Genomic DNA, 18,960 nt, shown 5'->3' with positions numbered 1-18,960 from the left:
GGCGTGCTCCACGGCTTGGTTGAGGTGCCCTTGCCCTGAGCGTGGCGCGGGGACAGCAGGAGCGGAAGTCCTGGATGGTGCGATCGCTCCGCGGCTCGACCGCCCTGACGGCCGGCACGTGATCCGCGATGAACGGGCGCACGCCCGGCGCTGCTGCACGACCGGCACCTGGGCGAGTTCGCGGCACTCGCCCAGGGCCGGCCCGCAGTACAGGTCAGCCTTACGGCAGGTTCCCTGTTCCGAGGTCGGGCGGAGCACCAAGGGTCTTGCGCGGCGCCCCAGGAAGCTTCGCCCGTGTTCGCGTCAGGTGGTCACGGAGTGGCCTTCGAGAGCAAGAAGTGGGTCAAGCAGGGGACGCGCTTTACGAAGGGGCTCGGTGCCATGGCGCGTCCGGCCGGGTGGGCAGCGCGTCGGCGGCCAGCCGGAGGGCGTACCGGGGGTGTTCGGTGCCGGGTACGGGGCCGAGGTAGGTGTGGCCGGTCATGTGGCACCAGGCGGGGAGGTCGAGCGGGGCGGCCGGGTCGGTGGCGATGATGTGGACGAGCGTGCCCGGTGGGGCGTCGTTGATCTGCTTGCGGAGGCGGAGCAGAAGGGTGACGCAGAGCAGGCCGGTGCCGTCGATGGTGATGTCCGGCGCGGAAGTGCCGGGCTGCGTGGGCCTCATCGGCGGTGGGCGGTGGCGGCAATGGCGGGCAGAAGGGCGAGGGAGAGGGCGCCGCCGGTGAGGGCGAGGACGGGGTAGCTGGTGGCGGCGACCATGATGCCGGAGGCCATGCCGCCGGTGGCGCCGGCGATGGCGATGGCGACGTCGACCAGGCCCTGGGTCTTGGCGCGGGTGGCCAGCGGCACGGCGTCGGTGATGATCGCGGTACCGGCCACGAGGCCGAAGTTCCAGCCCAGCCCGAGCAGGGCCAGGGCGAGCGCGAGCAGGACGACAGAGTCGCCGGGGGCGAGCGCGGCGAGGACTCCGGCGGCCAGAAGGGTGAGGCCGGAGGCGGCGGCGATCTTCATGCGGCCCCAGCGGTCGACGAGCCAGCCGGTCAGCGGCGACGGCAGGTACATCGCGCCGATGTGGACGGCTATGACGAGTCCGGAGGCGACGGTGGAGTGGCCGTGGTCGTGCATGTGGACGGGCGTCATCGTCATGATCGCGACCATGACGAGCTGAGTGAGGACCATGACCAGCACGCCCGGCACCACTCCCCCGGAAGCCTTCTCGGCCTTCTCGGCCGAGGCCGACGGCGTCTGGACTGAGGTGGTCTTGGTCTGCGGCTGCGCGGCGGCGCGGGCCAGGAGCAGCGGGTCGGGGCGCAGCCAGAGGGCGAGGACGAGGGCCGCCAGGGCGTAGGCGGTGCCGGAGAGCAGGAAGAGACCGGCCAGGTGGGGGATGCCGAGGGTTTCGGCGAAGGTCCCGGTGGGGGCCGCGAGGTTGGGGCCGACGACGCCGCCGAGGGTGGTGGCGACCAGGACGGTGGACACGGCGCGTCCCCGGCGGTCGGGGGCGGCCAGGTCGGCACCCGCGTAACGGGCCTGGAGGTTGGTGGCGGATCCGGCGCCGTAGACGAACAGGGCGAGGAACAGCAGGACGGGGCTGTTCAGGACGGCGGCGACGATGACGCCCGCGCTGCCGAGGGCACCGGCGAGGTAGCCACCGGCCAGCCCGGGGCGGCGACCGCGGGTGTGGGAGAGGCGGCCCACGGCGACGGCCGCGAGCGCGGACCCGGCGGTGAACAGGGCGCTGGGCAGACCGGCGAGAGTGGTCGAGCCGAGCATGTCCTGGGCGAGCAGGGCACCTACGGTTACACCGGCGGCGAGACCGGCGCCGCTGAGGATCTGGGAGGCGACCAGGACACGCAGGACGCGGCGCTGCGCCGGGGCGATGTCGGGCATGGCGGGTCCTGCGGTGGTACCGGCGGGGGCGATGGTGGTCACGGATGGCTCTTTCACAGGGGCAGGGTGGGTGGGGCGGCCGGGCTCGGCGCTGAGAGCCGGGCTCGGGCCGCCGCCCGGACGGTGCGGAGGGGGCGTGGGTGTGGGGGTGCAGAGGGTCGATAGCCGAGCTGCCGCCCGGACGATGCGGGACGGACTACGACTGGAGGAGCGTCGGCCCGCGCCGGAACGGTGCGGGACATTGCGGGGAGCCGCCGCGATGGAAGCCCTGACGACGGTGGGTCGTTCCTCAAACCCACCTCGATACGGGCACCGGTCACACGAGGGAACCGGAAACGACCGGCATACCGGACAGCCGCCACTCCAACATGCCGTCGTTGAGCCGGAACACGCGGCGTCGCCCACGGTCGGCCATCAGCCGCACCGCGTCACAGGCCAGTACGCGGAACTCACCGCATCAGTGCACGACGACCTCCGCGTCCTCGGACAGCTCGTCGATCCGCTCTCCACCATCGCATCCTCCATAAATCCACGGAACAGCGTAAGCGCGTCGCGGGGTGGAGGACCATGGCCGACCCCCGCGCCGCCGCCTGGGCCGATGCCCTCTGGCGCGACCCCGTACAGCCCGCCGACGTCCGCATACCCGCCGCGCTCGCCTGGCTCTGCCTCATGGACGAACCGCGACGCCACCCTCTTCAAGGTCATCTACGGTTGGGGCCTCCGCCGGACCGAGACGTCGAAGCTGGACATGGTCGACTTCGGACGAAACCCGAAGGCCCGCCAGTTCGGCCGGTACGGCACGCTCAACGTCCGCTACGGCAAGGCAAAGAAGGGCCAGCCTCCACGGCGGCGGAATGTGCTGTCGGTTATGGACTGGCTGTCGAGGCGGTCGCGGACTACGTCGAGAACGTCCGGCCGCGCTTCGGGCTCCCCGACCATCCGGCTCTCTGGATCACCGAACGCGGCGGGCGCCTAGCCCGGCCCTATCAACGACCGGTTCGAGGCATACCGTGACGCCCTATAACTCCCAAAATGCCCAGTTCTGCACTCAATCCGCCATTCATATGTCACACATTTGACCGAAGACGGAGTCGATAGGCGATTCATCCAGCAGCAAGTCGGTCACGAGTGCGACAGCTCCACGGCCATCTACACGCACGTCAGCGACGACTTCATGAACACTGCCTTGAGCAAGGCCCTGTCCCCGGCGCTCGCCGGCGTCCGACAAGGAAGGACCCGATGATGGCCCCCAAACTCGACTATCACTGGCACCTGCGCAAGGTCATGGCGGACCGCGGGATGTTCTCCACCACCGACCTCATCCCGCCGCTGCAGGAACGCGGCATCAGCCTGTCGTCGAGCCAGGTCTACCGCTCGTCGTTGAGCGGGCCGAACGGCTCAGCCTGAAGATCTTCATGGCTCTGCTCGACATCCTCGACTGCACCATGGACGACCTCATCGAGCCCATCGCCGTGGCCGGCTCCGCGTCGAAGCTGAAGAAGGCCGCCGCAGGCGGGACTTCGGTCTCCGAAGGAGTCGGCGACCTGAGGCCCCGGCGGGCCCGCATCAGCGGAGTCAACCAGTGACAAGTGTCGAGGAGAGGTGCGCAAGGGGCTGCCGAGGACGCAGGGTGAGCCGAAATACAGCTCGCTGTCGAAGACGGGCAAGGGACGCGAGGTGCTCATTTGGGCCTTTACCCAGCTGCCGCCGACGAGCACTCGTTCCTACGTGGCGGACAAGCGATTCATGGTGGTCACGAAGATGGTCGACCTACTGGTTGAGCCGCTTGCTCACGCCGACGGGTTCAATCTCTATACGGGCGGCGAGGCACATCGGTTGGCTAGCACACTCCACTTCGGCGGGCCAGCCTTGGGCGACCCCGCGAAGTACGAAAAAATGTTGCAGGCGTTCGTGTATTGGGCCCGCCAGCTTCGGGATACAGAATCATTGTTCGACACAATCTCGGACTATAGGAGAAGTGTCGCGAACCCCTGGTTTGCTGACTTGATGTGAACTCTGGAGATGCCTCTGTCTCATAAGGCGTGGACTCACGGTCTCATCGCATCCATGCGCTCGACGGACGTATTGGACCCTGTAGTCCCGTCCATCTTCTGTCTTTGCACGGATTTCGGGGCCAGCCTTGGCCGGTTTCGCCTCGTGCATGACAGCTCCAAAGTAGTTGACCGTCACGCACGGTTCCTTATGAGGCTTCCCGCGCTGCCCGATCCCTCCGATCTGGGGCGAAGTACGGTTGACACCCCCGTTGCTGAGGTTGAGTTTTCCGACAGCACAGCGTTTCCCCAGCTTCAACTGGCCGACTGGGCCGCCGGAGCCGTCCGGCAATGGGCGATGCACAGGGCCACGGGCCGACCAGATGCCTTCGCAGGCCGACTTGCTCCTGTGTCATTCCTTGGCTGATCGGCGGGATATGGCCTGACCTTGATCTCGAAGCTTAAGGACTGTCTCGTAAATAATCTTCCGGCTGCTCGGGACGTGCTCAGCTCAGGGCAGGCGGACCAGCCCTGAGTGCGCTCCACGCTCCGCATCCAACCGCACGACGCAAAGGCGGCTGAGGATGCATCCGTCGGCCGGGATCATATCGCGTAGAAGAGCGCTAACACGGCCGCGATGGCAGAGACGCCAGCGAATACCACGCCCCCCATGGCGATCCGATCCGTGACGTTCATCCGGCGCCAGCCGCTTTCCATCGACAGCTCACCGTCAAGACGGAGCATCCCTCTACGCATCTTCACTGCAACAAGCTTGCGTAGAGAGAAAAATACAGAACCAGCGACTGCAACGCAGCTCAGTAACACGTCAACCCACCCAGGACTCCCGACAGCAGCACTTACGGCAAAGCTCGCCGCCAGCACGAAGAAGGCTAGCTCATAAACTCCCTGGTTTATGTAGGTAACCTTCTTTTCCCTACCCCCGGCGCCCTCTAGAAGAATCTTGACGCGAGCATATTGCCCATAAACCCACATGGCGTCGGAACCCGACACTCGGACTCCGATCACACTACTCCTGCAGCCAATATAGATTTTGCGCCCTGCCGCCTCATCCTCGGCGGTGAAGTCCAACCATTCCGCCTTAGCGTCAGGAACAGACAGGCTGGACGCCGACCTTGTCGCAAGCACTTCATGTAAGCTCCCCCCTTCGAAGGTGCCCAGATCGTGACGCAAAGTAAAACGAGCTGCGGTCCGAACAGTTCCCTCCTGCGCCACCGCATACATGCGATCCAACTCTGAACGCCCCAGGCGACAGTTGAAGAACATCTGCGCCACCGTCGTGGTGTTCGTCGAAGTCATAGAACCCAGGATGACAGTAAGACGATGAGCACGGTGTCTTTGCGGGACTGCTTCCGCTGTCGGAGCGCCAACAACGGACCGATGCGGTCAATGATCCAATCAGCGGCCGACTTGGAGATTCCGCATAACAGAGCAAGCTGTCGCGTCGTCAAGTTCGTGCGCCAGTACGCCGTCACCAACAGGACACGGTCCTCCATGGGAGACGGCGCCGTCGCTGTGGGGCTGTTGCTGGTTCTGTCGACTACGGGACAGAGCTTGGCCTACGTGACCAGTGAGGCATTCGGAGAGTTGCAGTACCCGACTCCACCGTTAGGCAACTACGCCTCCGGTTTCCCCGAGGACCTGGCCTTCGAGGAATGGCTCGCCCGCCTCGAAGACCTCGCCGAAGCCCACGAACGACTCCAGGCCGGCGAACATGTCAGCGGCCCCACCGCCGACACCTACCGCCACCGCGTCGCCGCCTTCACCAAGTTTGCCGGCCGCATCCTGCGCACCACCCGCGAAGCCCACACCCTACTCACCAGCCCTGACCTGCAGATCTTCCCCGGCCAGGGCATGACCTGCGTCCTCGACCCCGCGCCGCCTGCCGGCTGGCTGACGACGAACGCAGCAGTCGCCGCACCCCCGACATCGACGACTGCAGACCCTCGTGCGTGAACATCGCCCGCATCGATCGCGACATCGACTTCCTGCGCACACGCGCCGACACCCTGCAGACCATCGTCGACGACCCGCTCGCCCACCCATCCGCCACACACGCGAACAACACGAACTCGCCCGACTCCAGCAGGTCATCGCCAACCACCAGGAGCCCCGGCCATGAGCACCAACCGCATAGCCGAACGCGACGCCATCCAAGCGGCAAGGCAACGCCTCCTGGCCGGCACACCGGCCCGCTCCACCGGAGCCCTCACCGTCGTCCAGCTCGCCGCCGAGGCCGGAGTAAAGCAATGGGTCCTCACCCACAAACACCCCGACCTCCGCAAGGAATTTGAAGCAGCCCAGGAATCCGTGAACGGAATTCCTGCCGCGTTCCAAACCCTCCCGGTCAAAGTCGACGACCTCGAAGCCGCCAACAAACGGCTACGCGAGCACAACAGCGAACTGACCGAACGAAACGAGATCTATCCCCAAGTCATCCACGCGCTCACGAGCGAGCTCGCCGAGCTCCGCAGAGTCCGGACGCTCCCTTCCAACGTCCGGCGGCTCCCGACCGACACCACCGCATCGCCCCAGACCTGAGTCTCCGGCGCTCCGCGCGGGCGATCGAATCCAACCTGGAGATGGCCGCCAGGCCTGGGGCGCACTGAACCGCCTGTCACCTGCCGAGCAGGTCCTCGATCGCCTGGAGCACGGCATCTGGACGGCGGAAGTGGAACGTGGCGTGCCCGGTGCCGTCCACGAGGCGGATCTCACCGCGCGGAACCGACGCGGCCAGCGCCGTGTAGAGCTTCCGCTTGCCGTCGATCTCCTCACGCATCAGCGATTCGGGCGTGCCCTGGGAGACAGCCGCTTTGAAGGAATCGACCGCCATGGAGGACAGAACGATCAACGGCACGTCCGGCAGGGGCCCCGCGTCCCGCATCTCGGCATAGAGCTCCTTCACGTTCTTGGCCTCCTGGAAGCCGACCCGCAGCCAGCCCGGGCTGACGTGCCGGTCGATGAGGAGGTCACGAAGCTGCTGCGGCCAGTCGGCCAGCTCTTCGGCGAACAGACCGCGGTAGAGCTGAACGACCTCGTCGGGCAGCTCCTCGGGCATCGCCTGGTCGGGATCCCATGCCTCCCACTGCTCGACCAGCTGCTGAGGCATGTACGCGTTGTAGTCCTCGTGCGCGGGATCGAGCAGGACCAGGCCGGCCACCTCGTCCGCAAAGCGTGTCGCGTAATGGCGGGCATACAGGCCGCCGAGTGAGTGACCGACCAGCAGATACGGCCCCGGAATGCCGGCGGTCCGAAGCAGCTGACGCAGCTCGTCGGTCACCTCCGCGGAACTGCGGGGCAGTCCGACTCCGCTGCTCCAGCCCGTTCCGGCCCGGTCGTAGACCACGCTCGTGGTGAGCTGGGCAGCTTGCTCGTGGACGTTCCAGTAGTCCAGGCCGACCGTGCCGCCGCCGGCGAGGAACACCACGGACGGGCCCCCGCTGCCAGAACTGTGCAGGTAAAGCCTGCGGCCCTCTACCTCGTGGTACTGCCCGAGCGGAGGCGCCATCTCGGCTGTCTCGACGGATCGGGCTCCGGAAGGTTGGTCTGCCATCGCTGCTTCCCCTGCCATCGACGTGCGTTCCCAGTTTTGGGAAAGGTACCAGATGTGGGATCGTCGCTCTATGGACACCTTGGAGCTTCTCCTGCACCCGGTCAGGGTGCGCATCGTGCACGCCATGTCCGGCGGGCGCACTCGCACCACCGCCGACCTGTGCGCAAGCCTGCCCGATGTCCCCAAGACCACCCTGTACCGGCACGTCGGTCTGCTGGCCGAGGCAGGAGTGCTCGAAGTCGTCAGCGAGCAGCGGGTGCATGGCGCCGTCGAACGCCACTACCGCCTCCGCCGCGAGCGGGCGACGATCGATGCCGATGCCGCGGCGTCGATGTCACTGGACGACCACCGTCACGGATTCACCGCAGCCCTTGCCGCGCTGCACTCCGAATTCAACGCCTACCTCGACCGGGATCACGCCGACCCGACCGCCGACTCGGTGGGCTACGTCCAGGTCCCGCTCTGGCTCAGCAAGGACGAACTCGCCGAACTTATCGACGAGCTGCGCAACTCCATCGTCTCCAGGATGGAAAACCAACCCAGGCCGGATCGCAGCCTTCACCTGCTCAGCCCAATCTTGTTCCCGATGGAGGAACGGCCACATCAGGACTGACAGAGAGGGCCCTTGGCCAGCGGCCTCTTTGCTCTACGGGAAAGGATCACACTGCGGATGGGAAGCGATCTCCAACCCTCTTCCGGCACCGCAGGCTACTCCCACTCGTGGACACCCCGCGTCGGAGAGTCGAGACGTAAATACAACAGCCCCGAATAGGTGACAGAGGACAGGAACAGACCTTTCCCGGGTGCCCGCTGCCTGGGGCCGGAACGGTGGCAGGCCGACCGAATCACATCAACGGTTCTGGGAGAACTTCAGGAAGCGGACGGGCATGTACGTCGGCCGCATCACCTACGAGGGGGTGACGGCGTACCTCGACGGTTACGACCATGCCTGCGGCGGAGCGCTGCTGAGCGGATTCCGGGAGTGGCTCGCGGACACGGAGAAGGTCGTCCGGAACCTCACCTGGTCCGCCCAGGTTCTTCGGGTCGTTTTTTCCGAGGGGCGGCCGGCCGAGCCGTGGTCGGAAGACGAGCACGGTCAGGCCGTCGCCGGGCTCTTCGCCCTGTTGGAGGGCTTCTTCGGACACCTCGCAAGCCGCCACGCAACCACGACCACGACCACGCCCGTCACTCCGGGAGGGGCGTAAAGCGGATCACGGGCTGCCGGGCCGCGGCGGCTCCATCCGGCAGCCGCCGACGGCAGCCCACGCCGACGGCAGCCCACCCGTCACAAAACCGGGCCGAAGCCCCCTCAGCCGCCGCACGGCGCCCGGTAGTCCAGCCCGGGAAAGTGCCGAGCCCACTGCGCACGGCTGATGGTCGTGCGCACGCGCTCGCAGGCGTGGGCGAGCGCCCAGGACGGGTCGGTGTTCCAGAGGTCGATCGTGTGGTCGTGGCTGAGGGTGACGATCGCACCGGGTGCGGAAAGGGCGCGCGCCATGGCGAGTCCTCCTGAGAGGCCGGTCAGCGAGGCCAGTTCGACAGGGCTCGTGCGGCTGGTCGTCTCCCAGATGCGGAGGGTTCCGTCCTGGCTGGTGGTGACGACCGTGCTGCCGTCCGGGGTGAACTCCCCGCTGGTAACCGTGCCGGTATGGCCGTCGAGGCGGCCCGAGCGCCGGGGGTGGCGCGGGTCGGTGACGTCCCACAACCGCGCCGTGTGGTCGTCGCTGCCGGAGAGGAGGGTGTGGCCGTCGCGGCTGTAGGCAAGGGTGTCGACGAAATCGTCGTGGCCCTTGAGGAGGGCGATGGTGGGGGTGTCGAGGGGGTCGGTCACGTCCCAGAGGCGGACGGTGCGGTCGTCGGAGCCGGAGGCCAGTGTGGTGCCGTCGGGGCTGAAGGCGACCGGTTTGACGTTGAGGGAGTGGCCCGTCAGCCGGTTCAGGAAGTGGGGGCGGGCCGGGTCCCGTACGTCCCACAACCGGATGGTGTCGTCGTAGCTGCTGGTGGCGAGCGTCCGGCCGTCCGGGCTCGCGGCCAGCGAGAAGACGAGGTCGGTGTGGTGCGTGGGGGTCGTGGACAGCAGGTGCGGGTGCCGTGGGTCGGTCAGATCCCACAGGCGGATCGCGCGGTCCCGGCCGATGCCGACCAGGGTGTCCCCGCGTGGGCCGAAAGCCAGGGACAGGGCGTTGTCGGCGTTGCCGTCATTGCCGGTGTTGTTGATGTTGCCGTCGTTGTCGGTGTTGTCGGCGTTGTCGGCGACGGAACCGAGGCGGGTGGGGTGCCGGGGATCGGTGAGGTCCCACAGCTGGAGGCCGCCGTCGTCGCGTGCCGTGGCCAGGGTGCGGCCGTCGCCGGTGACGGCCAGCGCGTGGCTGTGCCGGTCCAGCGTGCGCGACAGCACGCTGAGCAGGTTGTTACGGGTGGCATCGCTCGGTTCCAGTCGGTGCGCGGCCAGGGCGAGCTGGGTGGCGAGCGAGGGGTCGCGGGGGCGCAGTGCGGCCGAGGTGTCGATGGCCTTGAGGGCGAGGACGTGGTTGCGCTGGGCGGTGACGATCTGCTGGGAGCGCACGGCGAAGCCGATCGCGGCGGTGGCGCAGAGGAGCAGGGCGACGAGGGCCACGACGAGTTGGCGCAGCCGGCGGACCCGGCGGCGGACGCGCCGGGCCTCCGTCCTCTCCGCGGACTCGCTCGCCTCACGGAAGGCGCGTTCCCGGGTGGTGAGCGCGTGGTGGGGCAGGTCCTTGACGGCGGCCAGGCGCACCCCGCGGTAGAGGGTGTCGGGGTCGCGGCCCAGGGATTCCCAAACGGCGGTGGCCTCGGTGAGCGCGCGGTGCCGGCGTAGCTGGTCCCGGTCCTCGCTGAGCCAGAGGCCGAGGCGGGGCCAGCAGCCGATCAGGGCCTCGTGGGTGATCTCGACGCGGTCCCGGTCGGCCGTCAGCAGGCGGGCGCGGGTGGCCTGTTCGAGGACCTGCGCGGTGTCGGGGGTGTCGTCGATTTCGTGGCGCGGAACGCGGCGTTTGGTGTCCTCGGTGCCCTCGCCCAGGGCGATGAGCCGCAGGAAGAGCTGCCGGGCGATCTGCTGCTGGGGCTCGCTCAGGCCGGAGTGGAACGCCTCCGCCGTGTGCGCGAGGGCGCCTTCGAAACCGCCCGCCGCCTGGAATCCGGCCAGGGTCAGGGCGTTGCCCCGTCGGCGGTGCCAGGTCTCCAGGAGTGCGTGGGAGAGCAGCGGCAGGGTCCCGGGCCGGCCGTGGGCGGCGGCCGTGAGCGCTGCCAGGAGGGCCCCTTCGACGGTCAGTCCGGCGCGGGCGGCGGGCCGGACGACGGCCGCGCGGAGTTCGTCAATGGTCATCGGGCCGACGGGGACGTGGGCGTCGGCCAGGACGTCCACGAGGCCGGGGAGCCGCGTGCAGTGCGTGTAGAAGTCGGACCGTACGGCGACGACGACGCGGCAGCGGCTGTCGGGCGTCCGGGCGGTGTGCAGGAGCGAGGTGACGAAGGCGTGGCGTTCGTCCGCGTCGTGGCAGAGCGTGAACAGTTCCTCGAACTGGTCGACGATGAGGAGGAAGTCGCCCGTAGGAGTCTCCTCCGGGATCTCCTTCGGGGCGTCCGCCGGGGCGTTCTTCGGGGCATCCTCCGGGGCGCCCTTCGGGGCAACCGTCGGATTGTTCGTCGGATGCGGCGGACGGGCCAGGATCTGCCGGACGACGCGGTGCAGGGCGCGAGGCTCCGCGGCGAGTTCGGAGCGCAGGGTTCCCGGGCTGATGTGGGCGCGGGCCGCGAGCTGGATCGCGCATTCCTCCACGGGATGCGGTCCGGGGGTGAGAACCAGGGAAGGTGTCGCGGGGAATTTGGGAAGGAGTCCGGCGCGCAGCACCGAGGACTTTCCGGAGCCGGAAGCACCAAAAAGAGCCAGAAGCCTTCTCTTCCGTAAGTGCTCGACCAGATTTTCGGTCAGGTGTTCGCGGCCGAAGAAGGAATCGGCATCGGACTGCTGGAAAGGGGCCAGGCCGGCATAGGGCGCAGCCGCCCCCTCTTCCGCCCGTCGCGGGCCCGCGTCGGCGGATCCGGCAGCGCAGGCAGCCGCCGCCTCGCGCCACGCCTGCTCCCATTCCCGCTCGTCACCGCCGCAGGCGCGGACGTAGGCGAGGGTGACGGCCAACGTGGGCAACTGCCGTCCGGCCGCGGCTCCGGACAGTGCCGCGATCGAATAGTGCGCCCGACGCGCGAGGTCCCGATAGGTGGGGCTGCCCGCCTGTTCCCGCAGCCGCCGCAATTTCGCGGCGAAATCCACCAGTGGGCCGCCGCCCGCGTCCAGCGGACGCTCTCCTCGTGGCATCGCACGCACCTCCCCAGGTGGTGCGAATTGTTCAGCAGGCGTTTGTTCAGCGCCAGCCCGCCGAACGTGAACAACGCCCAACGGCTACAAACGGTGCGACCGGTCCGCTTCCGAAGGCCGGGACACCATCCGAGCCGGATGGAAAGCACCGTCCGAGTCGTAGGGAAGCACCATCCGAGTCGGATGGAAGCACCGTCCGAGTCGTAGGGAAATCGAGTCGTAACCGACTTATCAAGGAAAGGAATTCCGACATGCGTGTTCGCATCATGCTGCCGGTGCTCGCAACGATCACCGTGGCCGGGCTCGGCCTGGGCGCGGCGGCGCCCGCCGCCGCTTCCCCGCAAGCGCCCGCCGCCGTTGCTCCGCAGGCGCCCGCCGTCTCTTCCCCGCAGGCGCCCGCCGCCATGGCGGACGGCGGCCTGGACGTCCACCGCGGCAAGTTCTTCAGCCTGGGCGCCTGCCAGGAGGCCGGTCAGGCGGGCATCGACCGCGGGCACTGGGACCGCTACCAGTGCGCGAAGAACTGGCTGTGGAACCTGTGGACCAACCGCTGAATCCGACGGACCCACCGCTGAGACCCGCTGCCGCGGCCGGTGAGCTGCGGCAGTCCTCGGACGCCAGGCGCCGGAGGGGTCTCCGGAGGAACCGCGGACGGCCCACGGACGTGCCGCCCCGGGACCCCGCGCGGCGTCCCGGGCCCGCGCGACCGGCCCGCGCTCGCCCGGGCGGGGCACCCGGCCCGGCAAGGGACGTGGCAGTGCGCGGATGTCGTAAGAGGTGACCCGTAGGTCCGGCGTCGGTGGGAGTACGGAACTCACTGGTGCTGGACCGGCGGGCAGTAGCCGGTGTCCTCGCCGATCGTGTTGATCTCGGCGTTGGAACGGGGGTCGCCCGCGTAGTTGATCTGGTTGGTGCAGCTCACCCCGGGCTTCTTCGGGGTACCGGACGACGACGCGGCGTCCTTCTTCTTCGGGGTCGGGCAGTAGCCGGTGTCCTCGCCGATGGAGTTGATCTCGGCGTTGGAACGGGGGTCACCGGCGTAGTTGATCTGGTTGGTGCAGCTCACCCCGGGCTTCTTCGGGGTGCCCGAGGACGCGCCGCCCTTCTTGGGCGTCGGGCAGTGGCCCGTCTCCTCGCCGATGGAGTTGATCTCGGCGTTCGAGCGCGGGTCACCCGCGTAATTGATCTGGTCCGTGCACCGCGCTCCGGACTTCTTGGGCGTACCCGACGACACGTCGGTGCCCTTGGCGGTCTTGCCCGCGGTGGCGGAGGATGGCTGGGCGCTCGTGGAGCCGGAGGACTGCTCCGGGTTCGTGGATGCCTGGGATGGCTGGGCGCTCGCGCTGGCGGAGGCGGGCGCGGACGCGGTGTCGGTGCCATTGCCACAGGCCGTGAGCCCGAGCGCGGCGACGGCGAGGGCCATGGCGGCGACGGTCTTGCGGACGTGGTGACGTGCGGTGCGGTGCGACATGTTCGTTCCGATCTCTGCGAGTCGAGTGGTGTTCCGGTTCGTGGGAACCAGTTCGTGAGAACAAGACTGTCCGCCCCTGCTGATGAACCACCGCCGCCTCACTAACGTCTCGCTAACGGCCGAGGCGCACGGCCAAAGCCCACGTCCACGGCACACGGCACACGGCGAGACGCACCACCGAGACGCACCGTCGGACCTCCGGCCCGGCGAGGGGCGAGTCCGCACGGCGAGGCCCCTTCTTCCTCCGTCGGGCCAAGCGGCCCTTGCGTCAGGTACTGGCCCGGGTGCCGGAATTGCCGGGATTGCCAGACTGCCGGAAGCCCGGACGAATCCCGAACGACGCCCGGACGAAGTGCAGAAAACGGACGGAAAACGGGCGAGGAACGGGCGAGGAAAGGGCGGAAGAAGGACGAATGTTGACCGATCGTTGATCGCATTCGCGCATCTCTTTTTGGGTATGTCCTGCATTCGTGATGCCGAGGGTGTGCGTGCGACACGCGTGGTGCATGGTGCGCGTTCCCGTGCCATGCCTGCCCGTGCCATGCACGCCCGTGGCCTACGAGCCCCGGCCCGCGTGCCTGCGACACGCGTGCGCGCGCACCACCCCTCCGAGAGCATCAGCGCCTTCCCCGAGCATGAGGAGTCCCCGTGCGTGCAAGACGCAGCACCACGGCCGCGGCCTGGAGTACGGCTCTCCTGGCCCTGGCCGTGATCGCCGGCACCGCGAGCCCCGTCGCCGCCGCGCCGGACCGTCCGCCCGTCGCCCCCTCCCCCGCCCCGGCCGCGCCGCGATCCTCGTCGGCCGACGCCCAGGGCCCGCCCACCAGCGGCAGGTTCTTCGTCCAGAACCTGGTCAGCGGCTACAACATGTCGGCCGGGAAGGAGTGGATCGCCACCCACCGGCCCAAGGGCGACGAGGACGGCCAGCAGTGGGAGTTCGCGCGGAACGCGAACGGTACGTACAAGATCAAGAACCCGGACCGCGACGGGAAGTGCCTGACCGAGAAGAACAACCCCGAGGGCGAGTCCCGGGTCGTGCTCGGCGCGTGTGACGCCGCCAAGACCGACTGGGAGTTCCGGCACGACGCCGGTGAGCGCTACCGCATCTTCGTCCCCGGGACGCAGCGCAGGCTGTGGGGCGAGCCGGTGCTCGACTCGGCGATGCAGGTGAAGATCACCGATCGGAACATCACCAACCAGGACTGGTACGTCACGCCGATCGCTCCCGCGCGCACGCCGATGCCGGCGGCGCCGAAGCTGGACGACATGACGTTCCTGACGGCGCACAACGCGATGCACAACACTGAGGACCAGTCCGCCTCGGGTGCGCCGTTCCCCAACCAGCCGCACAGCATCAGCCGGCAGCTCAAGGACGGGGTGCGGGCGCTGATGCTGGACGCGCACTTCTCCAACGGGCGGGTCCGGCTGTGCCACGAGATCAAGATCCTCAACCCGTGTAACGGGAACGTCGAGGCGTCCAAGATCTTCCAGAACATCGCCGACTTCCTGGAACAGGACAAAGAGGCGATCCTGACCGTCTTCCTGGAGGACTACACCACCGCCGACCAGCTCAAGCAGGAACTCGGCAGCCTGCTCGGCGAGGGCAAGCCGCTGGCCGGGAAGGTCTTCCGGCCCGACGCGGAGGGTGTGAAGGAGAACGGCTGGCCGACGGTGAAGTCCATGGTGGACTCGGGCAAGCGCCTCCTGCTGTTCACGGCCGACACCGCCGCGTCCGACCCCGCCAACGGCAAGCACCGGCTCGGCTTCATGAGCCAGGCGGACTGGACCGTCGAGAACTACTGGTCCATGGGCAGCGGCCTCGGCAAGGCCGACTGGAGCTGTTACAGCCGCTGGGACCGGGTCCCGCTCAGCCTGGAGGAGAAGGGCTTCCGCCGGCTGTTCGTCATGAACCACTTCCGGGACGTCCCGATGGATCCGACATACCGGAACGACAACGAGAAGCTCCAGAACCGCGCCGAGCGCTTCTGCGCCCCGGCCGCCCGCAAGAAGCCGAACTTCCTGGCCGTCGACGAGTACAAGGACGGCGACCCGATGGCCGCCGTCAGAGCGCTGAACACCTACACGTACCACGGGGACACGCCCGGCATGGGCGGCACGGCCATGGAATGATCCCGGCCGAAACCGCTGGGAGCCGGCCTGGTGGGACACAGCCCGCGCGGGTCGGCCGGGAAGGAAGATCAGCTACTGGTGTTCCACCAGGTGTGGTAGCTGTTCGCCCGGCCCGAGGCGCCTCTCGACACGGCGACGTGATCGCCCTCGTGGCCGACCGCGCGGGCGCACCGGTACGTCTTACCCCGGAGATCGCTCCCGCTGACTTCGAGCAGTCTCCGCGCGATCTCGGGGGCGGGTTCGCTCGTGGGCGGGTTCGCTCGTGGACGGGTTCGCTCGTGGACGGGTTCGCTCGTGGACGGGTTCGCTCGGCTCCCCGCACCGGGTCATTGTCTGCCTGCCTTCTTGCACACGGTGCACGGGTAGGGGCAGGGCGGCACCGCCTGGCCGGCGGGCACGCGGTACACGGCACCGGGACCCGGGCCGGGGAACGGGGGACCGACCACCACGGGGACGGTCACCGGGTCCTGACGGCCGACTGCCCTGTCCACCGCAGCCTCCTCACCGGTGGTTCGGGTGCCTGCGGATGGCCTGGCTCGCCCAGAATGCGCCCCAGCCATCGCGTTTCGTGAGCGCCCTCCGCCGCAGTTCCCACTGCTCCGCGCAGGTCCCGCAGTCGGGCACCGGATGGGCCTCGTACAGCCAGTCGTCCAGATCCTTGCCGCTGAACGGTACGTACGCGTGCGCCATCACACTCTCCTTCGTGCTGCGATGCGGTCGCCGTCTCGACTTCGTCCCGGGTCGCCGGGCGCAACGAGAACGGATTCGCCAGCCACTGCCAGCCCCGCGACTTGGCGCCGGCCTGGGTGGCCCCTTCAACCACCAGCAGCGCCCCGGCGGTCCGGCCCACAACACGCCCCACGGCACGCGTGACCGTGTCCATCACCCAGCCGCCGATCACGGTGCCACCTCGCGGATCGCCCGGGCCCGATCTTCGGCGGTCGCCAACCGGAGTGCCCTTCCCGGTGCCTCCCATTCGAACTCGCTTCCCAGACGCCTCAGCCGCGCCTGGTCCGTGTCGTGATCCGCCCGCACGACCACCCCCACGAGACCCGTGGCCGCGTCCTTGACCACCGCGCCTTCGCGATACGTCACCGCGCGGCACCCCCTGCCCGGTGGGGGCCGAAGAGAGTGACTTTTCGCATGTCGACCTGCCTCACTCAGGTTGGCCACACCCCGGGTCCGTTCGCGCGGTCGCCGGGACCTTTCCCCAAGGCACCGGCTTTGCACGACACGACATCCATGGACAGCGCTGATCCGGGGGGCCGGACGCAAGGTGAATACCGCGCAGACCGCCTGGCCGAATATTCCTCCGCGAAGTTCGTTTGACGGGTATACCGCTTCATTGGATTCCACGCCGTCTCCTTTCAAGACCTTGCGCCTCGGCGAAAGAGGCACACGCACACCACTTCACGTACACGCCTTCTCAATGCAGCAGCTCGGAGACACCCGGAGCAGCGCCGACCTGCTTTTGGCTCGGCAACTCCTGCTCGGCCGCAGGGCCTTCGGAGGGAACGCTGATCAGGACGACGCGGATGTCCTTGCCGGTATCGGTCGGGACGATCTCCAAGCGCCGCGCCACGTGCAGAATCAGAGCGAGGCCCCGGCCACTGTCCGAGTACAGTTCCGGCTCCTTTATTTCCGGCAACGTGGATGAGCTGTCACTGACGACGATCTCCACACCGCCCGGCATTTCCCGGAGGGCCAGCGTGCACTGAGCGCCCTCTTTCCCACCGGCATGTTTGTGCACGTTGCTCAGGAGTTCGGTGACGACGAGACAAGCCTCGGGCGTGAGGTCGCCCAGTCCCCACCGGTCCAGGTACTCCCGCACAGTGCGGCGCACGTCGCGCAGGCTGTGCGGCGTGGGCGTGAACGCCCGCTGATATGTCCGTGGGGGGAGAGGAAGTCGGTCGTGCGCAGGAGTCATCAGGTCGCCTCCATGCCCCGGTGTCCGGTATGCGCAGAACTGGCTACTGACCCGCCCTTGAGAGCGTGCAGTCCGCCATGCAGAAACATGATGTGCGTCACTATGGCAGAGCGTCAAGCAACTGCGTGGCAGATTGCCAAACTTCTGCCATGCGGCCTTCCGCTTCCAGCAAGGTAGGGCTGGTCGGCGGAGGTACCCTCCAACCAGACACGTCACGACGGGGATTGGAGGGACCATGGCAAGTACCACAAACGTCAGCCCGCTCACCGCCCGCCGACGGCTTGGCGCGGAGCTGCGGCGGCTGCGAGATCAACTCGGCATGACGACCGAAGAGGTCGGTGCGTACCTCGACTGCCACAACTCCACCGTGAGCCGGTTCGAGAACGCAAAGAGGGCGTGCACAAAGCGTGATTTCGAGCGTCTGATGGAGCTGTACGGGGTGAAGGGCCCCCAACTTTCCGAACTCACCACGCTCATGGTGCGGGCCAGGCAGCGGGTCGCTCCGTGGTGGCACGCCTACAGTGACGTGATCAGTGCCAATTACTCTGAGTTCTTGGCCTACGAGGCAGAGGCAACTCGCTGCTTCGAGCACCAGACGCTGCTCATCCCGGGGCTGCTACAGACCAAGGACTATGCCCAGGCCGTCACGACAGAGTCGAGCTTCGCGGCCCTCGGGCCTGACCAGGTAGAGAGCCTGGTCGAAGTGCGGCTACGCCGTCAGCAGCGCCTCTTCGAGCAAGATGCGCTGCGACTTCAGGTCGTCATCACCGAAGCGGCAGTCCGACTTCGGGTAGGCGGCTCTCAGGTGATGAAGGCCCAACTCAAGCACCTGGTAGAGACGTCTGGGCTCGACAATGTGTCCCTACGCATAGTTCCCTTCGCAGCAGGTGCGAAGGGCGTCTGCACGGGTGCTTTCACGCTGTTCACCACGGGGAAGGAAGAGAATGCAGACGTAGCCTTCACCGAGTCCGCTGACTACACAACCGCCTTCCGTGACGAAGGTATTACGCTCCAGCGCCTCAACCGACGCTTCCGGAGCTTGTCTGCTGCGGCCTTGTCAGAGCAAGAGAGCCGCAACCTCATCGCTGATATCCAGAAAGAGCTGGTATGAGATGAAGAACCTGTACGCGGTCGACCTTTCCGAGGCTGCCTGGCGTGTCAGTTCGTACACCGCCGGCGAGGGCAACTGCGTTGAGATTGCATCGATCACAGATGCGTCTCAGCAGGAACTCGGTGTGGCTATCCGTGACTCGAAGAACCGCGGCATCCCGGCAGCACGGGTGACAACGTCTGCTTGGAGTGCCTTCCTCGCTGCGGTCACCAGCGACACTTTGCAGAGTCGGTGATGGCGTCGGCGCAGGAAAAAAGTGACCTCTACGCTCTTGACCTCGACGGGCTTACGTGGCTGAGCGCCCCAAACGCCGGAGAGAACGACCGCATCGAGATCGCCAGGCTCCCCGAAGGTGCAGTAGCTCTGCGTAATCCAGCTGATCCGCAGGGCACTGTGCTCCGCTACACGGCTGCCGAGTGGGTAGCCTTCGTTCGCGGCGCGCGGGATGGGGAATTCGAGTATCTGCAACCCCGATAGACAAGTGTCGGCTCCACCCGGAGCCCATCGACTTCATAGAGCTTGGGCCCCCTCTTTAG

General features: G+C 67.6%; 21 protein-coding genes and 1 pseudogene. 12 read left to right on the top strand and 10 right to left on the bottom strand.

Annotated features, from left to right (window positions below; translation table 11 throughout):
• Positions 1 to 361: 361 nt before the first annotated feature.
• Together ABZX96_RS03530 and ABZX96_RS03525 are read right to left on the bottom strand one after the other, a co-directional pair.
• The gene (locus ABZX96_RS03530) at positions 362 to 664 is read right to left on the bottom strand and encodes a sulfurtransferase TusA family protein (protein WP_355537118.1); all 303 of its coding nucleotides are present in this window, start codon (positions 662 to 664) and stop codon (positions 362 to 364) included.
• Positions 661 to 1,932, bottom strand: a complete 1,272-nt coding sequence (locus ABZX96_RS03525) for an MFS transporter (protein WP_355537115.1) — start codon at positions 1,930 to 1,932, stop codon at positions 661 to 663. The genes ABZX96_RS03530 and ABZX96_RS03525 overlap by 4 nt, the downstream gene beginning before the upstream one ends.
• A gap of 1,000 nt (positions 1,933 to 2,932) precedes the next feature.
• On the opposite strand from ABZX96_RS03525, the gene ABZX96_RS03520 reads away from it, so the two are divergent.
• The 4 genes from ABZX96_RS03520 to ABZX96_RS03505 are packed head-to-tail and all read left to right on the top strand — an operon-like array spanning position 2,933 to position 3,903.
• Complete coding sequence (locus ABZX96_RS03520; protein WP_355537398.1) at positions 2,933 to 3,133, top strand: tyrosine-type recombinase/integrase; 201 nt, start codon at positions 2,933 to 2,935, stop codon at positions 3,131 to 3,133.
• Positions 3,130 to 3,297 (top strand): hypothetical protein, encoded by a 168-nt coding sequence (locus ABZX96_RS03515; RefSeq protein WP_355537112.1) that lies wholly within the window; start codon positions 3,130 to 3,132, stop codon positions 3,295 to 3,297. The genes ABZX96_RS03520 and ABZX96_RS03515 overlap by 4 nt, the downstream gene beginning before the upstream one ends.
• An 8-nt stretch (positions 3,298 to 3,305) precedes the next feature.
• Positions 3,306 to 3,476: a hypothetical protein gene (locus ABZX96_RS03510; RefSeq protein WP_355537109.1), complete on the top strand. Its 171-nt coding sequence runs from the start codon at positions 3,306 to 3,308 to the stop codon at positions 3,474 to 3,476.
• A 16-nt stretch (positions 3,477 to 3,492) separates the two neighbouring features.
• Positions 3,493 to 3,903 carry a hypothetical protein gene (locus tag ABZX96_RS03505; RefSeq protein WP_355537106.1) on the top strand — a complete coding sequence of 137 codons (411 nt, stop codon included), beginning with the start codon at positions 3,493 to 3,495 and terminating at the stop codon, positions 3,901 to 3,903.
• Positions 3,904 to 4,484: 581 nt separating this feature from the next.
• Here the strand turns inward: ABZX96_RS03505 and ABZX96_RS03500 are convergent.
• Both ABZX96_RS03500 and ABZX96_RS03495 read right to left on the bottom strand, forming a co-directional pair.
• Positions 4,485 to 5,198: a hypothetical protein gene (locus ABZX96_RS03500; protein ID WP_355537104.1), complete on the bottom strand. Its 714-nt coding sequence runs from the start codon at positions 5,196 to 5,198 to the stop codon at positions 4,485 to 4,487.
• Positions 5,199 to 5,218: 20 nt separating this feature from the next.
• Positions 5,219 to 5,398 (bottom strand): annotated as a pseudogene (locus tag ABZX96_RS03495) (transposase family protein); the annotation flags it as partial.
• Between the two features lie 619 nt (positions 5,399 to 6,017).
• On the opposite strand from ABZX96_RS03495, the gene ABZX96_RS03490 reads away from it, so the two are divergent.
• Positions 6,018 to 6,440, top strand: a complete 423-nt coding sequence (locus ABZX96_RS03490; RefSeq protein ID WP_355537101.1) for a hypothetical protein — start codon at positions 6,018 to 6,020, stop codon at positions 6,438 to 6,440.
• A gap of 76 nt (positions 6,441 to 6,516) precedes the next feature.
• On the opposite strand, the gene ABZX96_RS03485 is transcribed toward ABZX96_RS03490, so the two are convergent.
• Complete coding sequence (locus tag ABZX96_RS03485; protein ID WP_355537098.1) at positions 6,517 to 7,452, bottom strand: alpha/beta hydrolase; 936 nt, start codon at positions 7,450 to 7,452, stop codon at positions 6,517 to 6,519.
• A gap of 70 nt (positions 7,453 to 7,522) precedes the next feature.
• Between ABZX96_RS03485 and ABZX96_RS03480 the strand changes: the two genes are divergently transcribed.
• Both ABZX96_RS03480 and ABZX96_RS03475 read left to right on the top strand, forming a co-directional pair.
• Positions 7,523 to 8,065, top strand: coding sequence for a helix-turn-helix domain-containing protein (locus tag ABZX96_RS03480; protein WP_355537095.1), 543 nt, complete (start codon positions 7,523 to 7,525; stop codon positions 8,063 to 8,065).
• 274 nt (positions 8,066 to 8,339) lie between these two features.
• On the top strand, positions 8,340 to 8,657 hold the full coding sequence (locus ABZX96_RS03475) for a hypothetical protein (protein WP_355537092.1): 318 nt from the start codon (positions 8,340 to 8,342) through the stop codon (positions 8,655 to 8,657).
• Between the two features lie 104 nt (positions 8,658 to 8,761).
• Here ABZX96_RS03475 and ABZX96_RS03470 read toward each other — a convergent pair whose 3' ends face one another.
• On the bottom strand, positions 8,762 to 11,785 hold the full coding sequence (locus ABZX96_RS03470; RefSeq protein WP_355537089.1) for an XRE family transcriptional regulator: 3,024 nt from the start codon (positions 11,783 to 11,785) through the stop codon (positions 8,762 to 8,764).
• 251 nt (positions 11,786 to 12,036) lie between these two features.
• Here ABZX96_RS03470 and ABZX96_RS03465 point away from each other — a divergent pair, with 251 nt between their 5' ends.
• Entirely contained in the window at positions 12,037 to 12,339 is a 303-nt protein-coding gene (locus ABZX96_RS03465; RefSeq protein ID WP_355537086.1) for a hypothetical protein, read from the top strand.
• A 260-nt stretch (positions 12,340 to 12,599) separates the two neighbouring features.
• Here ABZX96_RS03465 and ABZX96_RS03460 read toward each other — a convergent pair whose 3' ends face one another.
• On the bottom strand, positions 12,600 to 13,256 hold the full coding sequence (locus tag ABZX96_RS03460) for a hypothetical protein (RefSeq protein WP_355537083.1): 657 nt from the start codon (positions 13,254 to 13,256) through the stop codon (positions 12,600 to 12,602).
• Between the two features lie 648 nt (positions 13,257 to 13,904).
• Between ABZX96_RS03460 and ABZX96_RS03455 the strand changes: the two genes are divergently transcribed.
• Positions 13,905 to 15,386, top strand: coding sequence for an RICIN domain-containing protein (locus ABZX96_RS03455; protein WP_355537080.1), 1,482 nt, complete (start codon positions 13,905 to 13,907; stop codon positions 15,384 to 15,386).
• A gap of 501 nt (positions 15,387 to 15,887) precedes the next feature.
• On the opposite strand, the gene ABZX96_RS03450 is transcribed toward ABZX96_RS03455, so the two are convergent.
• From ABZX96_RS03450 to ABZX96_RS03440, 3 genes are all read right to left on the bottom strand, one after another.
• On the bottom strand, positions 15,888 to 16,076 hold the full coding sequence (locus ABZX96_RS03450; RefSeq protein WP_355537077.1) for a hypothetical protein: 189 nt from the start codon (positions 16,074 to 16,076) through the stop codon (positions 15,888 to 15,890).
• Between the two features lie 207 nt (positions 16,077 to 16,283).
• Complete coding sequence (locus ABZX96_RS03445; RefSeq protein WP_355537074.1) at positions 16,284 to 16,481, bottom strand: hypothetical protein; 198 nt, start codon at positions 16,479 to 16,481, stop codon at positions 16,284 to 16,286.
• A gap of 331 nt (positions 16,482 to 16,812) precedes the next feature.
• The gene (locus tag ABZX96_RS03440) at positions 16,813 to 17,313 is read right to left on the bottom strand and encodes an ATP-binding protein (RefSeq protein WP_355537071.1); all 501 of its coding nucleotides are present in this window, start codon (positions 17,311 to 17,313) and stop codon (positions 16,813 to 16,815) included.
• A 235-nt stretch (positions 17,314 to 17,548) separates the two neighbouring features.
• Between ABZX96_RS03440 and ABZX96_RS03435 the strand changes: the two genes are divergently transcribed.
• Genes ABZX96_RS03435 through ABZX96_RS03425 form a run of 3 tightly spaced genes read left to right on the top strand, consistent with a single transcriptional unit; the run spans position 17,549 to position 18,901 of the window.
• On the top strand, positions 17,549 to 18,424 hold the full coding sequence (locus ABZX96_RS03435; protein WP_355537068.1) for a helix-turn-helix transcriptional regulator: 876 nt from the start codon (positions 17,549 to 17,551) through the stop codon (positions 18,422 to 18,424).
• A gap of 1 nt (position 18,425) precedes the next feature.
• Positions 18,426 to 18,659, top strand: coding sequence for a DUF397 domain-containing protein (locus ABZX96_RS03430; protein ID WP_355537065.1), 234 nt, complete (start codon positions 18,426 to 18,428; stop codon positions 18,657 to 18,659).
• Positions 18,659 to 18,901 (top strand): DUF397 domain-containing protein, encoded by a 243-nt coding sequence (locus ABZX96_RS03425; RefSeq protein ID WP_355537062.1) that lies wholly within the window; start codon positions 18,659 to 18,661, stop codon positions 18,899 to 18,901. The genes ABZX96_RS03430 and ABZX96_RS03425 overlap by 1 nt, the downstream gene beginning before the upstream one ends.
• The last annotated feature ends 59 nt before the right edge of the window (positions 18,902 to 18,960 follow it).

Source organism: Streptomyces sp. NPDC003077, assembly GCF_040611095.1.
In the GTDB taxonomy this organism is placed as follows: domain Bacteria; phylum Actinomycetota; class Actinomycetes; order Streptomycetales; family Streptomycetaceae; genus Streptomyces.
This window is presented reverse-complemented; position numbering and strand designations above follow the sequence as displayed.